We start from the raw sequence: 14651 nt of genomic DNA, 5'->3' as shown, positions 1-14651 counted from the left end.
GGCGGCGGCTGGTCACGATGACCGCGCACCGGCTGCCGGCGGGCAGCAGCGGCTGCACCTGCGCCTCCGACACCGCGTCGTCGAGCACGACCAGCACCCGGCGGTCGGCGCACCACGTCCGGAACAGCCGCGTGCGCTCGTCCAGGGAGTCCGGCAGCCGGCCCTCCTGCGGTCCCACCGTCCGCAGGAAGCCGGCCAGCACGTCCTCGACCGGCGCCGCGGCGCCGTTGTCCGTGCGCAGACCGGCGTAGAGCTGGCCGTCGGGATAGCGCGCCCTGGCCTGGTGCGCCACGTGCACCGCGAGCACCGTCTTGCCGACCCCGGGCATGCCCGTGACGAGGGCCACCCGCGGGGCGGTCTGCCGGAGGGAGGGCGCGGCGCAGACCAGCGAGCGGAGCTTGGCGACCTGCTCCTCCCGCGCGGTGAAGTCCGCTATGTCCGGCGGCAGTTGGGCGGGCGCCGCCCTCAGGAGGGCGATGTCCGGCCGGCCGCGGACGAGTTCGGTCCCCGCGTCCGCGCGCAGGATCGCGTGCTGGATCCGGCTGGTCTCCGACGACGGTTCGAGGCCCAGTTCGCGGATGAGGGTCTCGCGCAGGTTCCGGTAGACCTCCAGGGCCTCGGCCCGGCGCCCCAGCCCGTGCAGGGCGATCATCAGCTGGCCGCTGAACCGCTCGTTGAACGGGTGCTCGACGGTCAGCGCCCGCAGCTCGCCGACCACGTCGCCGTGCCGCTTGAGGCTGAGATCGGCGGCGATGCGCTGGCTCAGCGTGGACAGGCGCGACTCCTGCAGCCGGGCGGTGTAGGAGGACAGGAAGGTGCCGGTCGAGACGTCGGCCAGGGGCCGGCCCCGCCACAGGCCGAGCGCCGAGCGCAGCAGGGCCGACGCGGACTCCGCGTCACCGTTGTCCAGTGCCTCCTGGCCGCGCCGTGCCGTCACGAAGTACTGCTCGGCGTCGACGTTCGCCGGGTCGACGCGCAGGATGTAGCCCGGGCTCTGCGTGGCGATCGCGGCCGCCGCGTCACCGGTGGCGCCGCCCCTGCGTATCAGTTTGCGGAGCTGGTAGAGGTAGGTGTACAGGGTGTCCGCGGCGCTGACGGGCGGGTCGTGCGGCCAGAGCTCCTCGACGAAGGTGTCGGCGGGCACCACCCGGTTGGGGTTGATGGCGAGCAGCGCCAGGACGACACGCATCTTCGGCGGCGCGGGCGCGAGCCGTCTGCCGCCGTGCCGTGCTTCGAGGGGTCCGAGCACCGAGATGTGCAGGTCGTGGGCCGCGGCCTGCCTCCCGTTGGACCCTGCGGGCTTCCTCGGTTCGTAGGGCGGGAAAGGGACCGACTCCGGCACCGCCTGTCGTCGGTCCGTCCTGTGATCCATTCCGGTGCCGTTCCTTCCTTCCGCCGGCCGGCCGCGCGCCGGGGTGGCCGCGCGGGCCGGCCGGGCCGGACGAGGGGCAGTCAGTCCTGGAACTCGCGCACGTGCTCGAACCACGTCACAGGGCGACTGCGACAGGTGATCAGCCCGGAGCGCAGGGCGACGTTGACCGCCTCGGCCCGGGAGGAGACATGGAGCTTCGCGTAGATGTTGCTGAAGTGCCGTTTCACGGTGCCGACCGACAGGAACAGCTTCTCCGCTATCCGGGCGTTCCCGGCCCCGTCCGCGGCCAGCGCGAGGAGCTCCGCCTCCCGGCGGGAGAGCAGGCCGTCACGGCCTTCGAGCCACCGCAGTGTGCCGCGCGGGACGGAGAGGACGACGCGATCGGCGTCGTAGGCCACGGTACGCAGTACGGAGGCCAGTTCATGGGCGCTGGAGCGCCGCGCGAGACAGGCGCTCACCCCCAGCGCCATCAGCCGGGGCACGGTCCACGCCTCCTCGCCGACGAACACGACGAGGCGGGCCGCGGGAAAGGCTCCCATCACCTGCCGGATCGCCCGGTCCGACAGCGCGGCGGAGGTGTCCGGTCCGAGGAGGACGACGTCGGGGCACCCGTCCCGGGCCAGCCGGGCCGCGCCGCCCTCGTCGTCGGCCTCCCCCACGATCCGGATACCGCCGGCCCCGTTGAGGACTTCGCGGATCCCCTCGCGGAAAAGCCTGTCATCGTCCAGCAGAAGAACAGCGACTTCGCTCATTGCGCAGGGCCCTCCGGCAAGCTTGTCGTCGGCGCGGTGAACGGGCGTGGCGGGCGAGGAGCCGAGGGGGTCCGCGGTTCTGCGGGCCGCCGCCGCGGACGCCTTCCGGACCTCCCGGCCCTTCCCGGGCCTTCCCGGTCCTTCCCGGGCCTTCCCGGGCCTTCCCGGTCCTTCCCGGGTCTTCCGCGCGGGAACGCACGGGAAGCGGCCCGTGCGGTCCGCACAGCGGCCCGACGAGGAACGGGAACCCCTCGGGTTCACCTCACCAGAGACTCGCGGCGTCCGCCAGTGCCGGCCGGTGTCCACGGCACACGCGTCGCACCCGTCGCACCCGTACGGCGAGGGGGCCGGCTCACCGGCGGTGAACGGGGCCCGTCGGGCATCCTTCGGTAAGCGGTTCCGACTTCCTGTCGGCATGAGGGTCCGGGCACGCGTGGGCGGCCCGCGCCCCGTCTCCGGTACGGGTGTGGTGCGCCAGCGCCGAGGCCGCCCGGTGCGGTCCGGGCGGCCTCGGCGCTGGCGGCTGTGACGGCTGTGACGGCATGGCCGCCGCACGGCGGTCATCGCGGTGTGCGGAACGGCGTCCCGCGCCGGGCGGGCCGGGGCCGGGGTCGGTGCTACCAGGTCACCGGCAGGGCGCGCGGCATGACGATGATGTGGTCCAGGTCCCACTCACCCTGCCGCTCCACCTCCCACTCCAGTTCGGCCTCGGGCACGGCCGGCCGCAGTGTGGGGAACCGGGCCAGCAGTCCGCCCAGCGCGGCCCGCAGCTCCGTGCGGGCCAGGTCCGCGCCGGGGCAGACGTGCGGTCCGGCCCCGAGCTGCATGTGCTCCTTGGCGTTGGCCCGTGTCAGGTCGAGCCGGTCCGGATCCGCGAAGACGGCCGGGTCGCGGTTGGCCGAGGCGGTCACCGGCAGGACCGTCGTCCCGGCGGGGACCACCACCCCGGACAGCTCGACGTCCTCCAGCGCGGTCCGCGCGAACGCGCCGGGCCCGATCGGGGTGAACCGCATCAGCTCCTCGACCGCGTTCGGCACCAGCTCGGGCTTGTCGACCAGCACGCGCAACTGGTCCGGGTGCCGGAACAGCGTCAGGACCGACCGGGTCAGCTGCACCGACGTGGTGTGGTTCCCGCCGACGAACATGATGAACACGAGCATGATCAGTTCTCGCGGGCTGAGCCGGTCCCCGTCCTCGTCGGCCGCCTCCACCAGCGCGGTCAGCAGGTCGTCCTGCGGATGACGCCGCTTCTGCTCGGCGAGTTCCACCAGGCAGTCGCTCGCGTGCTGCATGGCGACGGAGATCTCCTCCAGGGGCGCCCCGGTGACACCCGTGGCCGTGTCCAGCCAGGTACGCAGCTCCTCACGCCGTTCCCCGGGGACCCCGAACAGTTCGCACATCACGGCCGCCGACAGCGGGTTGGCCAGCATCGTGACGAGGTCGGCGGGCGGCCCCTGCTCCGCCATCCCGTCGAGCAGCCCGTCCACCGTGGCCGCCACCCGTGGGGACAGCCGGTCGGTGCGTTCGGGCGGGAACGCCTTGGCGATCAGCCGGCGGATCCGGGTGTGCTCCGGTGCGTCCAGGTTCGAGATCGACTCCGTGTCCTGCATGCTGACCGGCACCGGTACCGGGGGCCTCGGGGTGTCGTTGGCCGCCCGGCTCAGCCGGGGATCGGACAGCACCTGCCGCACGTCGTCGTACCTGGTGGCGAGCCGGGCCCCGCGTCCCGTCGCCAGGCGCACGCGCGGTACGGGGTCCTCGGCGCGCAGCCGTGCCAGCACCGGGTCGGTCTCCTGCGAGGGAGGTGTGTCGAACGGGAAGAGCGGATCGGGCGTCTGCTCCGACATGACCTGTTCCTTCCGATTCCTCGGCCGGCGCCGGCCGTCCGGATGGGGCGGCACGATGGGCGGCACAGGGCACACGCCGGTCCGCCATGCCGGGACTCTAGTGACCGGGAGCCGCACGGGAACCGCGGCCGGAGGGTCCTGCAGGACGCCTACGGCCGGTCTCCAGCCGGCGTCCAGCCCCGGCGGCCCGGGCCGGGGGGAACCGTCCGGCGCGGGCCGCCGGATGTACCCGGCTACACCTTTCGGCCCGCTCCGTTTCCCCCCGTCCGGGATGCGTTGTCGGGCCCCGCCACGCGGCCTAGTGTGCTGCCCAGCCGAGCGGGGGCGGAAGGCCGCGGCCGGCCCGGCACCGGGCTCCCCCGTCACACCGCGTCGATCACCCAGGAGATCGCATGCCACCGACCGGTCCCGCCGCGGACGGCCTGTCCGCCGAAGCCGCGATCATCCGGATGAGCGTCGGGTTCTGGATCACCCAGGCCCTGTACGTCGTGGCGGAGCTCGGCGTCGCCGATCTGCTCGACCGGGACACCCCGCGGCCGGTCGGGGAACTGGCCACCGAGGCGGGTGCCGCCGAGCGTCCCCTGTACCGGGTGCTGCGTGCGCTCGCGGGTCTGGGCCTGGTACGGGAACACTCCGGGGAGCGCTTCACCCTGACCGACCGCGGCACACCGCTGCGCGGCGACTCCCCCGACACGGTCCGCTCGACGCTGCTGGTGACCGGCGAGGAGCAGTACCAGGCCTGGGGTTCGTTCCTGCACAACGTCCGCACCGGGGGAACCGCCTTTGAGCACCGCTTCGGGCAGTCGGTCTTCGACTACTACCGCGACCGCCCGCGGGAGTCCGCGCGCTTCAACCAGGCCATGCGCGAGCTGACCCGGGAGCAGGGCCACGCGGTGGCCGCGGCCTACGACTTCTCCGACGTCCACGTCGTGCTCGACGTCGGCGGCGGCAACGGCTCCCTGCTGTCCGCGATCCTCACCCGGCACCCGCACCTGGCCGGGATCCTGTTCGATCAGGAGGTCGCGGTGGAACAGGCCCGGCAGGGCGCCGGGGGGCCGCTGCCGAACTGCCGGTTCGTCGCCGGTGACTTCTTCGACAAGGTGCCCGTGGGCGCGGACCTGATCACCGTCAAGCACACCGTCCACAACTGGCCCGACGAGGACGCCGTCAGGATCCTGCGCAACTGCCGCGACGCGCTGTCGCCCACCGGCCGGCTCCTGGTGCTGGAGACGGTCATCGGCCCGGCCGGCGAGCCCTCCTTCGGCACTCTCCTGGACCTGCAGATGATGGCGCTGCCGGGGGGCCAGGTCCGTACCGAGGCCGAGCACGCCCGGCTCCTCGACCGGGCCGGCCTGCGCCTCGGCCGCGTCGTCCGGCTGCCCGCCGTGGACATCGTCGAAGCCATGCCGAAGGAGTCCCCCCTCCCATGAACACACCCGCCATGAACACACCCGCTGAGCAGCACACATCGATCTGGGACACGCAGACCGCCGACGAGTTCTGGGCCGCCATGGACGAGCCGTACGAGCGGTTCGTCGAGGCCTGGGGCGGCTCCGAGAGCGCCCTGGACAAGTGGCTGCCGGCCCAGCTGCCCGGCGGTGAGCGCGCCCTCGACCTCAACTGCGGTTCGGGCCGGCACAGCGTCCTGCTGTCCGAGCACTACCGCAGCGTCCTCGCCGTGGACATCTCGGGCCGCATCATCGACCGGGCCCGCAAGGACCGCGCCCGGCCCCACATCAGCTACGAGGCACGCGGCAACCTGGACGTCACGCCCGAGCGCGACGGCCTCTTCGACGCCGTGCTCTCGGTCTACGGCTTCCACATGGCGGCCCCTTTCGAGACCGCCCTGCGCCACATCCGGTCGCTGGTCGCCCCGGGCGGCGTGGCCGTCGTCTACACCGCCGTCGACACCGGTGAGTGGGGTTCGCCCGACTGGCACGTCGACCGCGCCTTCGGCTCCGCGCGCTACCTGTACGGGACGACCGGCGACCCGCACGCCACCGCCGACCTGCTGCGCTTCTGGCTCGACCCCCGCTGGCTGGAGACGGTCGCCGCCGCGCCGCCGCCCACCCGCGACGACTTCCACCGGGCCTGCGCGGAGATCTTCCCCGGCTGCGACCTGACCGACGGCCCGTACCCCGACAACTGCGCCATGTCCTGGCGGGCACCGGCTGCTTCCTGACTGTTCGCCAGCCGCTTTCCGGCGGTCCGCCGCCCGCCTTCTGACGGCCCGTCACCCAATGGGTGTCGGGCCGTCAGCGTGTGGGCGTCGGGCCGTCAGCGTGTGGGCGTCGGTGTACGCACTCCGGCGTGCGGCGTCGGTGCGACCGCGGTGCGCAGCAGTGCCGCGGCCCCCGGCATCGCCGCCAGCCGCAGGGCGTTGTGCCGCAGCGTCAGTGCCAGCCGGCTGCCGGGCACGAACCAGGCGGTGCTGCGCCGGGCGGAGCGCTGCATGGCCGTGATCCTGGGCAGCAGCCCTTCCTCGTAGGCCTTCAGCGCCTCGGGCACGGGATGTTCGGCGAGGTGCCCCGCCAGCTGCCGGGCACCGGACATGGCGAGCGAGGCCCCCTGCCCGGCCAGCAGTGACACCGCCTGGCAGGCGTCGCCGACCAGCACCACCCGGCCCGCCCGCCAGGTCGGCAGGAGCGTCTGCGCGATGAAGTCGTAGTAGGCGTCCGGCGGGCAGGCGTCGAGCAGGCGCGGCACGACCCAGCCCTGGTCCGCGAACGCCGCCGAGAGCGTCGCCCTGGGGTCGCGCGGCAGTCCGCCGGCGGTCTTCCCGTCGGGGGCCCGGTGCATGAACACCGCGGCCACCCGGCCGTCCAGCAGCGGATAGCCGCCGGCGTGCCGGTCGGGAAGCGCCAGCATCCGGAACTCGCCGTCGAGAGCGTCCCGTACGACGTCGTCGCGGAGCACGAACGAGGCGACCCGCAGGCCCAGGGGACGCACGTAGTGGCCGCGGGGCCCGAAGGCGAGCGCCCGCACCCGGGAGTACACCCCGTCGGCGCCGATGAGCAGGTCCGACTCGCACTCCGTGCCGTCGTCCAGGCGGACCACCACGCCGTCGGCGTGGTGCGTCACCCGGTCGACGGTGCGGCCGAAGCGGACGGTGACCGTGTCCGGCAGCGCGTCGTGCAGGGCGTGCACCAGGTCCTCGCGGAGCACCCTGACCACCCGTCCGGCGACGGCCTGGGTGAAGGTGTCGTACACGATGCCGGCGCGGCGGCGCCCTCCGGCGTCCATGTAGCCGATCCCGAGCACCTCCTGGTGGACCCCGCGCAGTTGGTCCAGCACCCCCATCTCCTCGGCCACGTCGTAGCCCGAGCCGAAGAAGTCGATGACGTACCCGCCGTCACGCAGGGCGGGCGCCCGTTCCACGACGAGCACCCGCCAGCCGAGCCGGTCCAGCCACCAGGCCGCGGTCAGCCCCGCGATGCCCGCGCCGCACACCACGGCGTGCATCAGCCGGCAGCCGTGTCCGGCTCGTCCGCCATCCTGATCACGGCGAACACCGTGCCGTAGGGGTCCCGCAGCAGGACGACGAGGCCGGTGCCGACGTCCATCGGCCCGGCGACCCGGGCGCCGCCGAGCGCGGTGGCCCTGGCGGTGGCGTCGTCGAGGTCGGCCACGGTGAAGTACACCATCCAGTGCGGCGGGGTGTCCGGCTGTTCCTCCAGGGGCACCATGCTGCCGATGACCCGGCCGTGGGACGACCACTTGGTGCAGGCCAGCCCGTCGTAGACCTCGGTCTCGTGGTGCCAGCCGAACACCTGCGGGTAGAACTCCCTGGCGCGTTCGGGGTCGCGGCTGAGCAGTTCGTTCCAGCACCAGCTGCCGACCTCGTTGACCAGGGAGGCACCGGCGAAGCCGAGGGACTGCCAGAGGAAGAACACCGCGCCCTCGGGGTCGGAGCACACCGCGACGACACCGTGGTCGCGTTCGGCGGCGGGCGGGCGGTGGACCCGTCCGCCCGCGGACTCGACGGCCTTCGCCGCGACCTCCGCGTCGGCCACCGCTATGTAGGTGTTCCACGCCGGGGGCCGGCCCTCCAGCTCCCGGGGCAGGACGCCGGCGACCGGCTCGCCGTCGCGCGTGAACATCGTGTAGCGGTCGCTGCCGGGGAGGGTCCGGGCGTCCCAGCCGAACAGTTCCCCGTAGAACCGTACGACTCCGTCGAGATCGGGGTTGGAGAGGTCCACCCAGCAGAAGACACCTGACGCGTACTCGGTTCTCGTTTCCGTCATGGATCCATGGTTCCAGCGCGGTCTGGTGGTTCCCTGGTGGGCCGGGCCCAGGAACGCTGAAGGGGACGGGCCTCGACGACCAGCCGGGACGGGCCGTGGAAGACCAGGTCGCGGGCGTACGTGACGCCCGCGCCGGCGAGCCGGAACCGTGGCAGCACCCCGGTCAGGGCACCGAGGGCGATCTCCGCCTCCAGGGTCGCCAGGCCGGCGCCGAGGCAGTAGTGCCGGCCCAGGCCGAACCCGAGGTGGCGTGCGGCGGGCCGCCGGATGTCGAGCGTGTCCGGGTCCGGGCAGTGGCGGGGGTCCCGGTTGGCCGACCCCAGCACCAGGAGGACCTTGTCACCGGGCCGTATGCGGTGCCCGCCGAGCATCACCTCCCGGTACACCCAGCGTGAGGCCATCTGGACCGGGGCGTCGTACCGGATGAACTCGTTCACCGCGTACGGCAGCAGTGCGGGGTGGGCTGCCAGGTCGGCGAGTACGGGCGGGTGCGCGAGCAGGGCCAGCGCCGCCTTGGAGATCAGGTTGGTCGTCGTCTCATGACCCGCCGTCAGGAGGTGGACGCAGCTGGCGACCGCCTCGTCCTCGGTCAGCGGGCCGTCCGTCCCGCAGGCTTGTTCCAGCACGGTCAGCAGGTCGTCCCGCGGGCCGGTGCGGCGCAGGGCCAGCTCGCGGCGGAAGAAGGCGCACAGCTCCGCCGCGGCCGACTCGGCCGCGGCGTAGGCGTCGGGCGCCCGTCCGCCGCGCGACGTGCTGGCCTCCTGGACGGCCGTCGCGCACTCGCGCAGCCAGGTGTGGTGCCGCTCGCCGACGCCCAGGACGTGGGAGACGACCAGGACGGGCAGGGGGGCCGCGAAGGCCTCGACGAGGTCGACGGACGACCGGCGGGCGAGACCGCCGAGGAGGTCCGTGGTGATCTCGTCCACGCGGCTCCGCAGGCCGGCCACGGCGTCGCCGGAGAAGGCACCGGCGAGCAGTGCCCGTACCCGGGTGTGGCGCGGCGGGTCCATGAAGACCAGCCAGTCCTCGACCATCGAGCGCAGGACGCCGTGCCGGGCGGGCACGACCGGCCGGTTCCCCTCCTCCGCGGCGCGGCGCGCGTCGTGCCCGAAGTCCCGGCCCCTGAGCACCCGGGAGACGTCGTCGTGGCGGAAGACGTACCAGGTGCCGGCTCCCCCGGCGCCGGACGCGGCCACCCGGTGCACCGGGTCGCCCTCCCGGTACCGGCGGTAGTCGGGGTAGGGGTCGGCGATGTCCCGCAGGGCCGACGGCGCGAAGTCCGGCAGGGGGTGCGGTGTCATGGCCGGCCTCCCGCTCCGCCGGGGAGCACGTCCTCGCGCCGGAAGTGGTCGGCGTAGAACGTCATCAGCGCCGGCACGCTCTGCGGCACGCGGGCGCACTTCGCCGCACGCCTGGCCAGGTGCTCGAAGCGCAGTGCCATCGCCCGGAACGCCACGTCCGGCCGTGCCACGTAGCCGGGCGGGTCCCCCAGTTCGAAGGAGGGGCCGGCGGTCCTGCCGCGCCGTCCCGACGGCATGGTCACGAGCAGCTCGCCGAGCGGCCGCAGCATTCCCGTCATGACGTCGATGGACGCGTTCATGAGGACGGAACGCCGCAGGCTGGCGTCCGGGGTCCAGCCGTAGTGCTGGACCATGAGCTGCACCATCATGAAGAACGAGTGGTTGAACAGCTCCATCACCTCCCTGGCCTCGGGGTCGGTGACCAGGTCCTTCGTCGCGTCGGCGGCCCGGGACAGGGTGGGGTTGCGCATCACCGGATAGGCGGGGTCCCACAGCGTCCGCCCGGTCCCGGCGCACCTGATCTGCTCCTCGCTCAGGGCGTTGTAGGCCCGCAGGAACGTCTCGTGGTGCGAGGGGCCGGACGGCTCGCCCGCCGGCGGCAGGACGTGTCCCTCCCCCTGCTCGGTGACGAAGTCGATCGCGAAGAGGGCGCTGGCCACGTCGTCGACCTGGAGCTGGTAGTCGGGGTGGACCGCGTTGACCGACCCGCGCATGAAGAGGTGGTGCTCCGGGCCGCCCCGTCCCCTCTCGACCAGGAACAGGTCCGGCAGGGAGGCGACGGCCTCGCGCAGGTCCGCGTAGAGCTCGCCCAGTGACGCGTAGCCCCGCGCCCGGTGCGGTGCCGCGGGCCCGCCGCAGGGGTCGGCCGGGAGGTCGGCGGTGAGGTGCTCGGGCTGTTCGACGGCGATGAACCTCTGCAGGGAGCCGGTGCCGAAGCCCTCCAGCGCGAACTCCAGGGGGATCGGCAGTTCACGGTTGATCCGGGCGAAGTCCGTGGCCGGGACGTAGAAGGGCTCGCCGATGGCCAGGATGATGTTGTTGACGGCGATGAAGTGGATCATCTCCTCCTTCGCCACCGTCAGGAGTGTTCCCCTGAGCCCGTGGTCGAGCCTCTCGGTGCCGTCACCGCACAGCAGCGCCAGCTGTTCGGGCGTCCACAGTCCCCGCCGTACGTACTCCTGGCCCGTGCGATGGGTCGGGATCGAGTAGGCGGCGTAGATGTACTGCATCATCACCGCGAACTCGGCGGTCGCGGCCTGCCGGAGCGCCGCGCACAGGCCGGTGCGGCTCGTGATCCTGCCGGGACGCCGGCGCGGTACCGCGCCCGGGGCCGCCGGTGCCATGACGGGGCCGGGGCGCTGCAGGCCGCGCAGGTACTTCCGCAGCAGGCGGGCCTTGGGCTCCGACAGGTCCCGGGTGGACGGCATGTAGTACGTCTTCGCCTTGTTCCGCGGGTCGCACATCTGCCAGACGAGCCGGGCGTACGTCTCGACCTTGCACTCGTCCGCGAGGCTGAAGACGTCCTGCCGCATGAACGAGGTGCACAGTTCGTAGAAGGCGAACACCTCGCGGTACACGAGGTCGAAGGTGACGTCCTCCACGTCGTCCAGGTGCCGGTCGTCGGGCAGGACCCGCACGACGAGGGAGCCCGCCGCGGCCCAGTGGCCCAGCACGTCGCCGTTGTCGTAGGCCCTGCGGGCGGAGCCCGGCGCGAGGAGGTCGCACGGCTCGTCCCCGGGGCCGGGTGACAGGAGGATCCTCGTGCCCCCGGCCCGGGCGCCGCGCACGGTGAACCGGCCCCGGCCCGTGGCGTCGGTGGCGACGACGCACTCGGCCGCGTACGGTCCGGGACCGGCGAGCCCTCCCGCGCGCAGGCCGCAGACCTCCAGGTCCCCGCACCTCGCCCGGGGGTCCGCCGCGACCTCGTCCAGCGGAAGCGCCCGCGGGTTGAAGAACTGCCGTACGCGGATCGCGTCGACCGGTGCCGGCACGCCCCTGACGAAGGACCTGACCTCGATCTCGCGCGCGTGGTCGTCGCCGTCGCGCCGGTCGGGGTGGTCCAGGACCAGGCAGGCGTCGTCGGCCTGGACGTTGACCTCCTCCTCCACGAGCAGGACGGCCCGTTCGCCGTCGGCGGTGGTCCCGGTCAGGCACAGTGCCTGCTCGGCGGCGGCGTACCGCGGGGCCGCGTCCGGTCCCGCCCAGGGGACCGTCACGATGCCGCTGGTCAGCGCGAGTTGCTCGGCGGTGTACGCCGCCCCGGGGATCCGCGCCAGCAGATGCCCGCCGCGTACGGTGCGCAGTTCCAGGTCGCCCAGGTCCGCCACCGGGCCCAGGGCGTGCAGCGGTCCGGGCCCGGCCGCCGGGGCCCGGTGGCGGACCGGTACGGCGGTGATCATGTTCAGGACCGCGCCGTGCTCCGTGCCCGCCACGCCCAGGTTGTGCAGCAGCACGCCGCTCCCGCGCCGGCCGGCGCGCCGCGGGGACAGCAGCCGTCCGGCGGGATAGGTGGCGAACTCGTGCTCGTACCAGGGCGCGATCGTGCCGTGCACGCTCCAGAAGTTCGGTTCGTCCGGTGCCGTCGGCGCGGACATGTTGCGCAGGGCGAACTGGACCACCAGCCCGGCCACGTCGTCCCGGTCCACCGCCGCCCGCAACGCCGTCACCACGGGTGACGCCTGTGTCTCCGGGAGCCATTCCAGGCCGGTGTCCTTGCGCACGACCAGCTGGTGCACGGCCGAGCGGCGGAACTCGGCGGCGAGGAAGTGGTCGCCCGCGTCCACGAGGTGGCGGAAGTTGTGCCACCGCGGCGGCTGTGTGCCGGTGACGTCGCCGACGAGCATGTAGCCGACCTCGTGGGACCGTCCGCGCCGGCCGAAGCAGAACTGGCCGACCATGAGCGTGGTGGCCCAGTCGGAGGCGGGGTCGCAGTCGAAGACCCTGGCGCGGTTGAACGTCGTGGCCAGGTACTCGTTGTGGTGGCCCCACATGTCCACGCTGCGTCCGACGACCGGATCCCGGCGGTCGGGGCCGTCGGGGCCGTCGGGGCCCTCCGCGCTCACGATCGTGGCGTCGATCCAGAAGTGGCCGTTGCCGCGGAAGTTCCAGCCCTTCGAGGCGCTGAAGGGCCCGTCCGGCGTCAGGCGTCCCGAGGCGTCGAAGCGCGGCCCCCGGGCGTCGAGGTAGTCGTGGTACTCCTGTGCGGGGCGCTCCGCGGGGAACGGCCCGTCGTCGGTGAGCACCGAGTGGTCGGACAGGTCGACCAGGCCGTTGCGGAGCCCGGTGGGGAGCCTGGTGACCGCGTGGCCGCCGAAGTGGAGCCGGGGCAGGTCGAAGACGCTCATGGTCACCCCGCCCCCACCACGGTCCGGGTACCGGACCGGTGCCGCGCTATCTGCCCGACGGCGGTGAGCGCGGACTCGATGGCGCCGTCGATCCAGGCCGGTTTCGAGGAGCAGTGCTCCCCGGCGAAGAAGAGGCGGTTCTGCGGCCGGGCGGCGCGCATCCGCTGCGACTCGCCCGCCGAGGCGTCGCCGTCCCAGCGGATCGCGCAGCCGCCCGCGCTCCACCGGTGCCGGCCCCACGGCAGGCTGACCGCGTCCAGCACCATGCCGGGCTGCAGCAGTTCGGGGTGCATCCTCCCCAGCTCCCGCCGGACGGTCTCGTGCCGGACGGCGGCGGTCATCCCGGCGAGCCGGTCCGCGTCGTCGCCGATCGTGTAACTCGCCAGCAGCGCGGCCCCCCGCCGCGGATCTCCCTCCACGTCCGGGTAGTAGGTCTGCCGGACCAGGCCGGCGCTGAACGACGCCCCGCCGGTGATGCCCTCGTGCGACCAGAACGGTTCCCTGCACAGGAACGCCACCTTGGTGGCCGGGCAGTACACCGTCCCGCGGATCGCGGCCAGCTTGTCGCTGTCGATGCCCTGCAGGTGGATGCGGCGCAGGACGGAGAAGGGCATGGTGCACAGCACGTAGTCCCGGCGCTCGGTACGCACGCGTCCCTGGCGGCGCACGGTCATGAGGACGTCGTGCTCGCGGGCGTTCAGGCCGACCACCTCGTGCCGGCGGCGGATCAGCCCGTCGAGTGTGGCGGCGAGCCGGTCGACGAGTTGTCCCATCCCGCCGCTCAGCTGGACCAGTTCCGAGCTGGTCTCGGTGAGGATGTCCCCCAGGAAGGAGCGCAGGGCCCCGCTGCAGGCGGACCTGACCTCCGGGTGGGCCTGGAAGAACGCGTGCAGGTCCGCCTTGCGGTCGGCGGAGAGGTAGGCGTGCACACCGGTCCGCTCCAGCAGGCCCAGCAGGCAGGCGTCCAGGTCCGCGCGGATGCTCCTGCGCAGGTCGGAGGGCGCGATCGCGTCGATCACGGTGGTGAGCCACGCGGCGAACAGCAGCGTCTCCCGGCGGTAGCCCGAGTGGACCGGATCGCGGAAGTAGTGGGCGACCAGTGCCTCGGCCGCGTCACGGACCCGGGTGTATCCGGCACCGACCCTGAGGTACGTGTCGGCCTCGGCCAGGAGCGTCTTGAACGGCCGCTTGCGGTCGGCGAGACCGAGCCGGGTGATGTAGCGCATCGCGAGGGTGTGGTGGGCCGGGATGCGCATGGCGCCGAGTTCCACGAAGGGCGCGTCGGTACCGGTGCCGAAACGGTGGGTGTGCACCCGGCCGCCGATGCGGGCCGCGGCTTCGAAGATCTCGACCTGATGCCCCAGCCCTTCCAGTTCGTGCGCCGCGACCAGACCGGCGATGCCGGCTCCGACGATGGCGATTCTCTTGCTCTCGCCGCCGTCGGCGGCGATCGGCGGGCCGGCCGTGGCGGCCGCGGTTCCCGGTGGGTGGTCCCCCGCTCCGGACGAGGGGTGGAAAAGGTCCGGGCCTGGTGCACGGGACCGCTTCGCCATGGCCCACGACTCCTCTGCGTCTGCGTCTGCGTCAATGTGTCGTTCCGGATTCCGGACGGCCGGGGAGTCAGAAGTGTGCCGGGTCCGCCTCCAACCGATCTGAAGCCCGGCTGTGGCCGTGTGCCGGTGTTCTCCAGGCCGCCTGGATACGGGCTCGCGGCCGGGGCGGTACGCCCGCCGCCCACAGCACCGCACCGCGGCGCCCGGCCCGTGAGGGGGCAGGGCGCCGCGGTGCGTG

10 protein-coding genes are annotated in these 14651 nt (G+C 73.4%); 2 read left to right on the top strand and 8 right to left on the bottom strand.

What is annotated here, in order from left to right:
* From HO151_RS02565 to HO151_RS02555, 3 genes are all read right to left on the bottom strand, one after another.
* Positions 1–1372, bottom strand: a 1372-nt coding sequence (locus HO151_RS02565; RefSeq protein WP_173894501.1) for an AfsR/SARP family transcriptional regulator, incomplete at its 3' end; no start/stop codon positions are given.
* A gap of 80 nt (positions 1373–1452) precedes the next feature.
* Positions 1453–2124, bottom strand: coding sequence for a response regulator transcription factor (locus tag HO151_RS02560; RefSeq protein ID WP_173894500.1), 672 nt, complete (start codon positions 2122–2124; stop codon positions 1453–1455).
* Between the two features lie 617 nt (positions 2125–2741).
* A complete protein-coding gene (locus tag HO151_RS02555) occupies positions 2742–3971 on the bottom strand; it encodes a cytochrome P450 (protein ID WP_173894499.1) in 1230 nt (409 codons plus the stop codon).
* 392 nt (positions 3972–4363) lie between these two features.
* Between HO151_RS02555 and HO151_RS02550 the strand changes: the two genes are divergently transcribed.
* Together HO151_RS02550 and HO151_RS02545 are read left to right on the top strand one after the other, a co-directional pair.
* Positions 4364–5401: a methyltransferase gene (locus tag HO151_RS02550; RefSeq protein WP_173894498.1), complete on the top strand. Its 1038-nt coding sequence runs from the start codon at positions 4364–4366 to the stop codon at positions 5399–5401.
* On the top strand, positions 5398–6153 hold the full coding sequence (locus tag HO151_RS02545; protein ID WP_173894497.1) for a bifunctional 2-polyprenyl-6-hydroxyphenol methylase/3-demethylubiquinol 3-O-methyltransferase UbiG: 756 nt from the start codon (positions 5398–5400) through the stop codon (positions 6151–6153). Before HO151_RS02550 ends, HO151_RS02545 begins: the two co-directional genes overlap by 4 nt.
* Positions 6154–6248: 95 nt before the next feature.
* Here the strand turns inward: HO151_RS02545 and HO151_RS02540 are convergent, their stop codons facing one another.
* From HO151_RS02540 to HO151_RS02520, 5 genes are read right to left on the bottom strand one after another with little or no spacing between them, the layout of a single operon-like run.
* Entirely contained in the window at positions 6249–7433 is a 1185-nt protein-coding gene (locus tag HO151_RS02540) for an FAD-dependent oxidoreductase (RefSeq protein WP_173894496.1), read from the bottom strand.
* Positions 7433–8215 carry a VOC family protein gene (locus HO151_RS02535; protein ID WP_173894495.1) on the bottom strand — a complete coding sequence of 261 codons (783 nt, stop codon included), beginning with the start codon at positions 8213–8215 and terminating at the stop codon, positions 7433–7435. The genes HO151_RS02540 and HO151_RS02535 overlap by 1 nt, the downstream gene beginning before the upstream one ends.
* Complete coding sequence (locus HO151_RS02530) at positions 8212–9516, bottom strand: cytochrome P450 (protein WP_173894494.1); 1305 nt, start codon at positions 9514–9516, stop codon at positions 8212–8214. Before HO151_RS02530 ends, HO151_RS02535 begins: the two co-directional genes overlap by 4 nt.
* Complete coding sequence (locus HO151_RS02525; RefSeq protein ID WP_173894493.1) at positions 9513–12860, bottom strand: ferritin-like domain-containing protein; 3348 nt, start codon at positions 12858–12860, stop codon at positions 9513–9515. Before HO151_RS02525 ends, HO151_RS02530 begins: the two co-directional genes overlap by 4 nt.
* A gap of 2 nt (positions 12861–12862) precedes the next feature.
* On the bottom strand, positions 12863–14413 hold the full coding sequence (locus HO151_RS02520; RefSeq protein ID WP_173894492.1) for an NAD(P)/FAD-dependent oxidoreductase: 1551 nt from the start codon (positions 14411–14413) through the stop codon (positions 12863–12865).
* Positions 14414–14651: the final 238 nt, after the last annotated feature.

The sequence above is a fragment of the Streptomyces sp. 8P21H-1 genome (assembly GCF_013302945.1).
The sequence above is the reverse complement of the archived record's forward strand: the minus strand, read 5'-3'. Positions and strand labels throughout refer to the sequence as shown.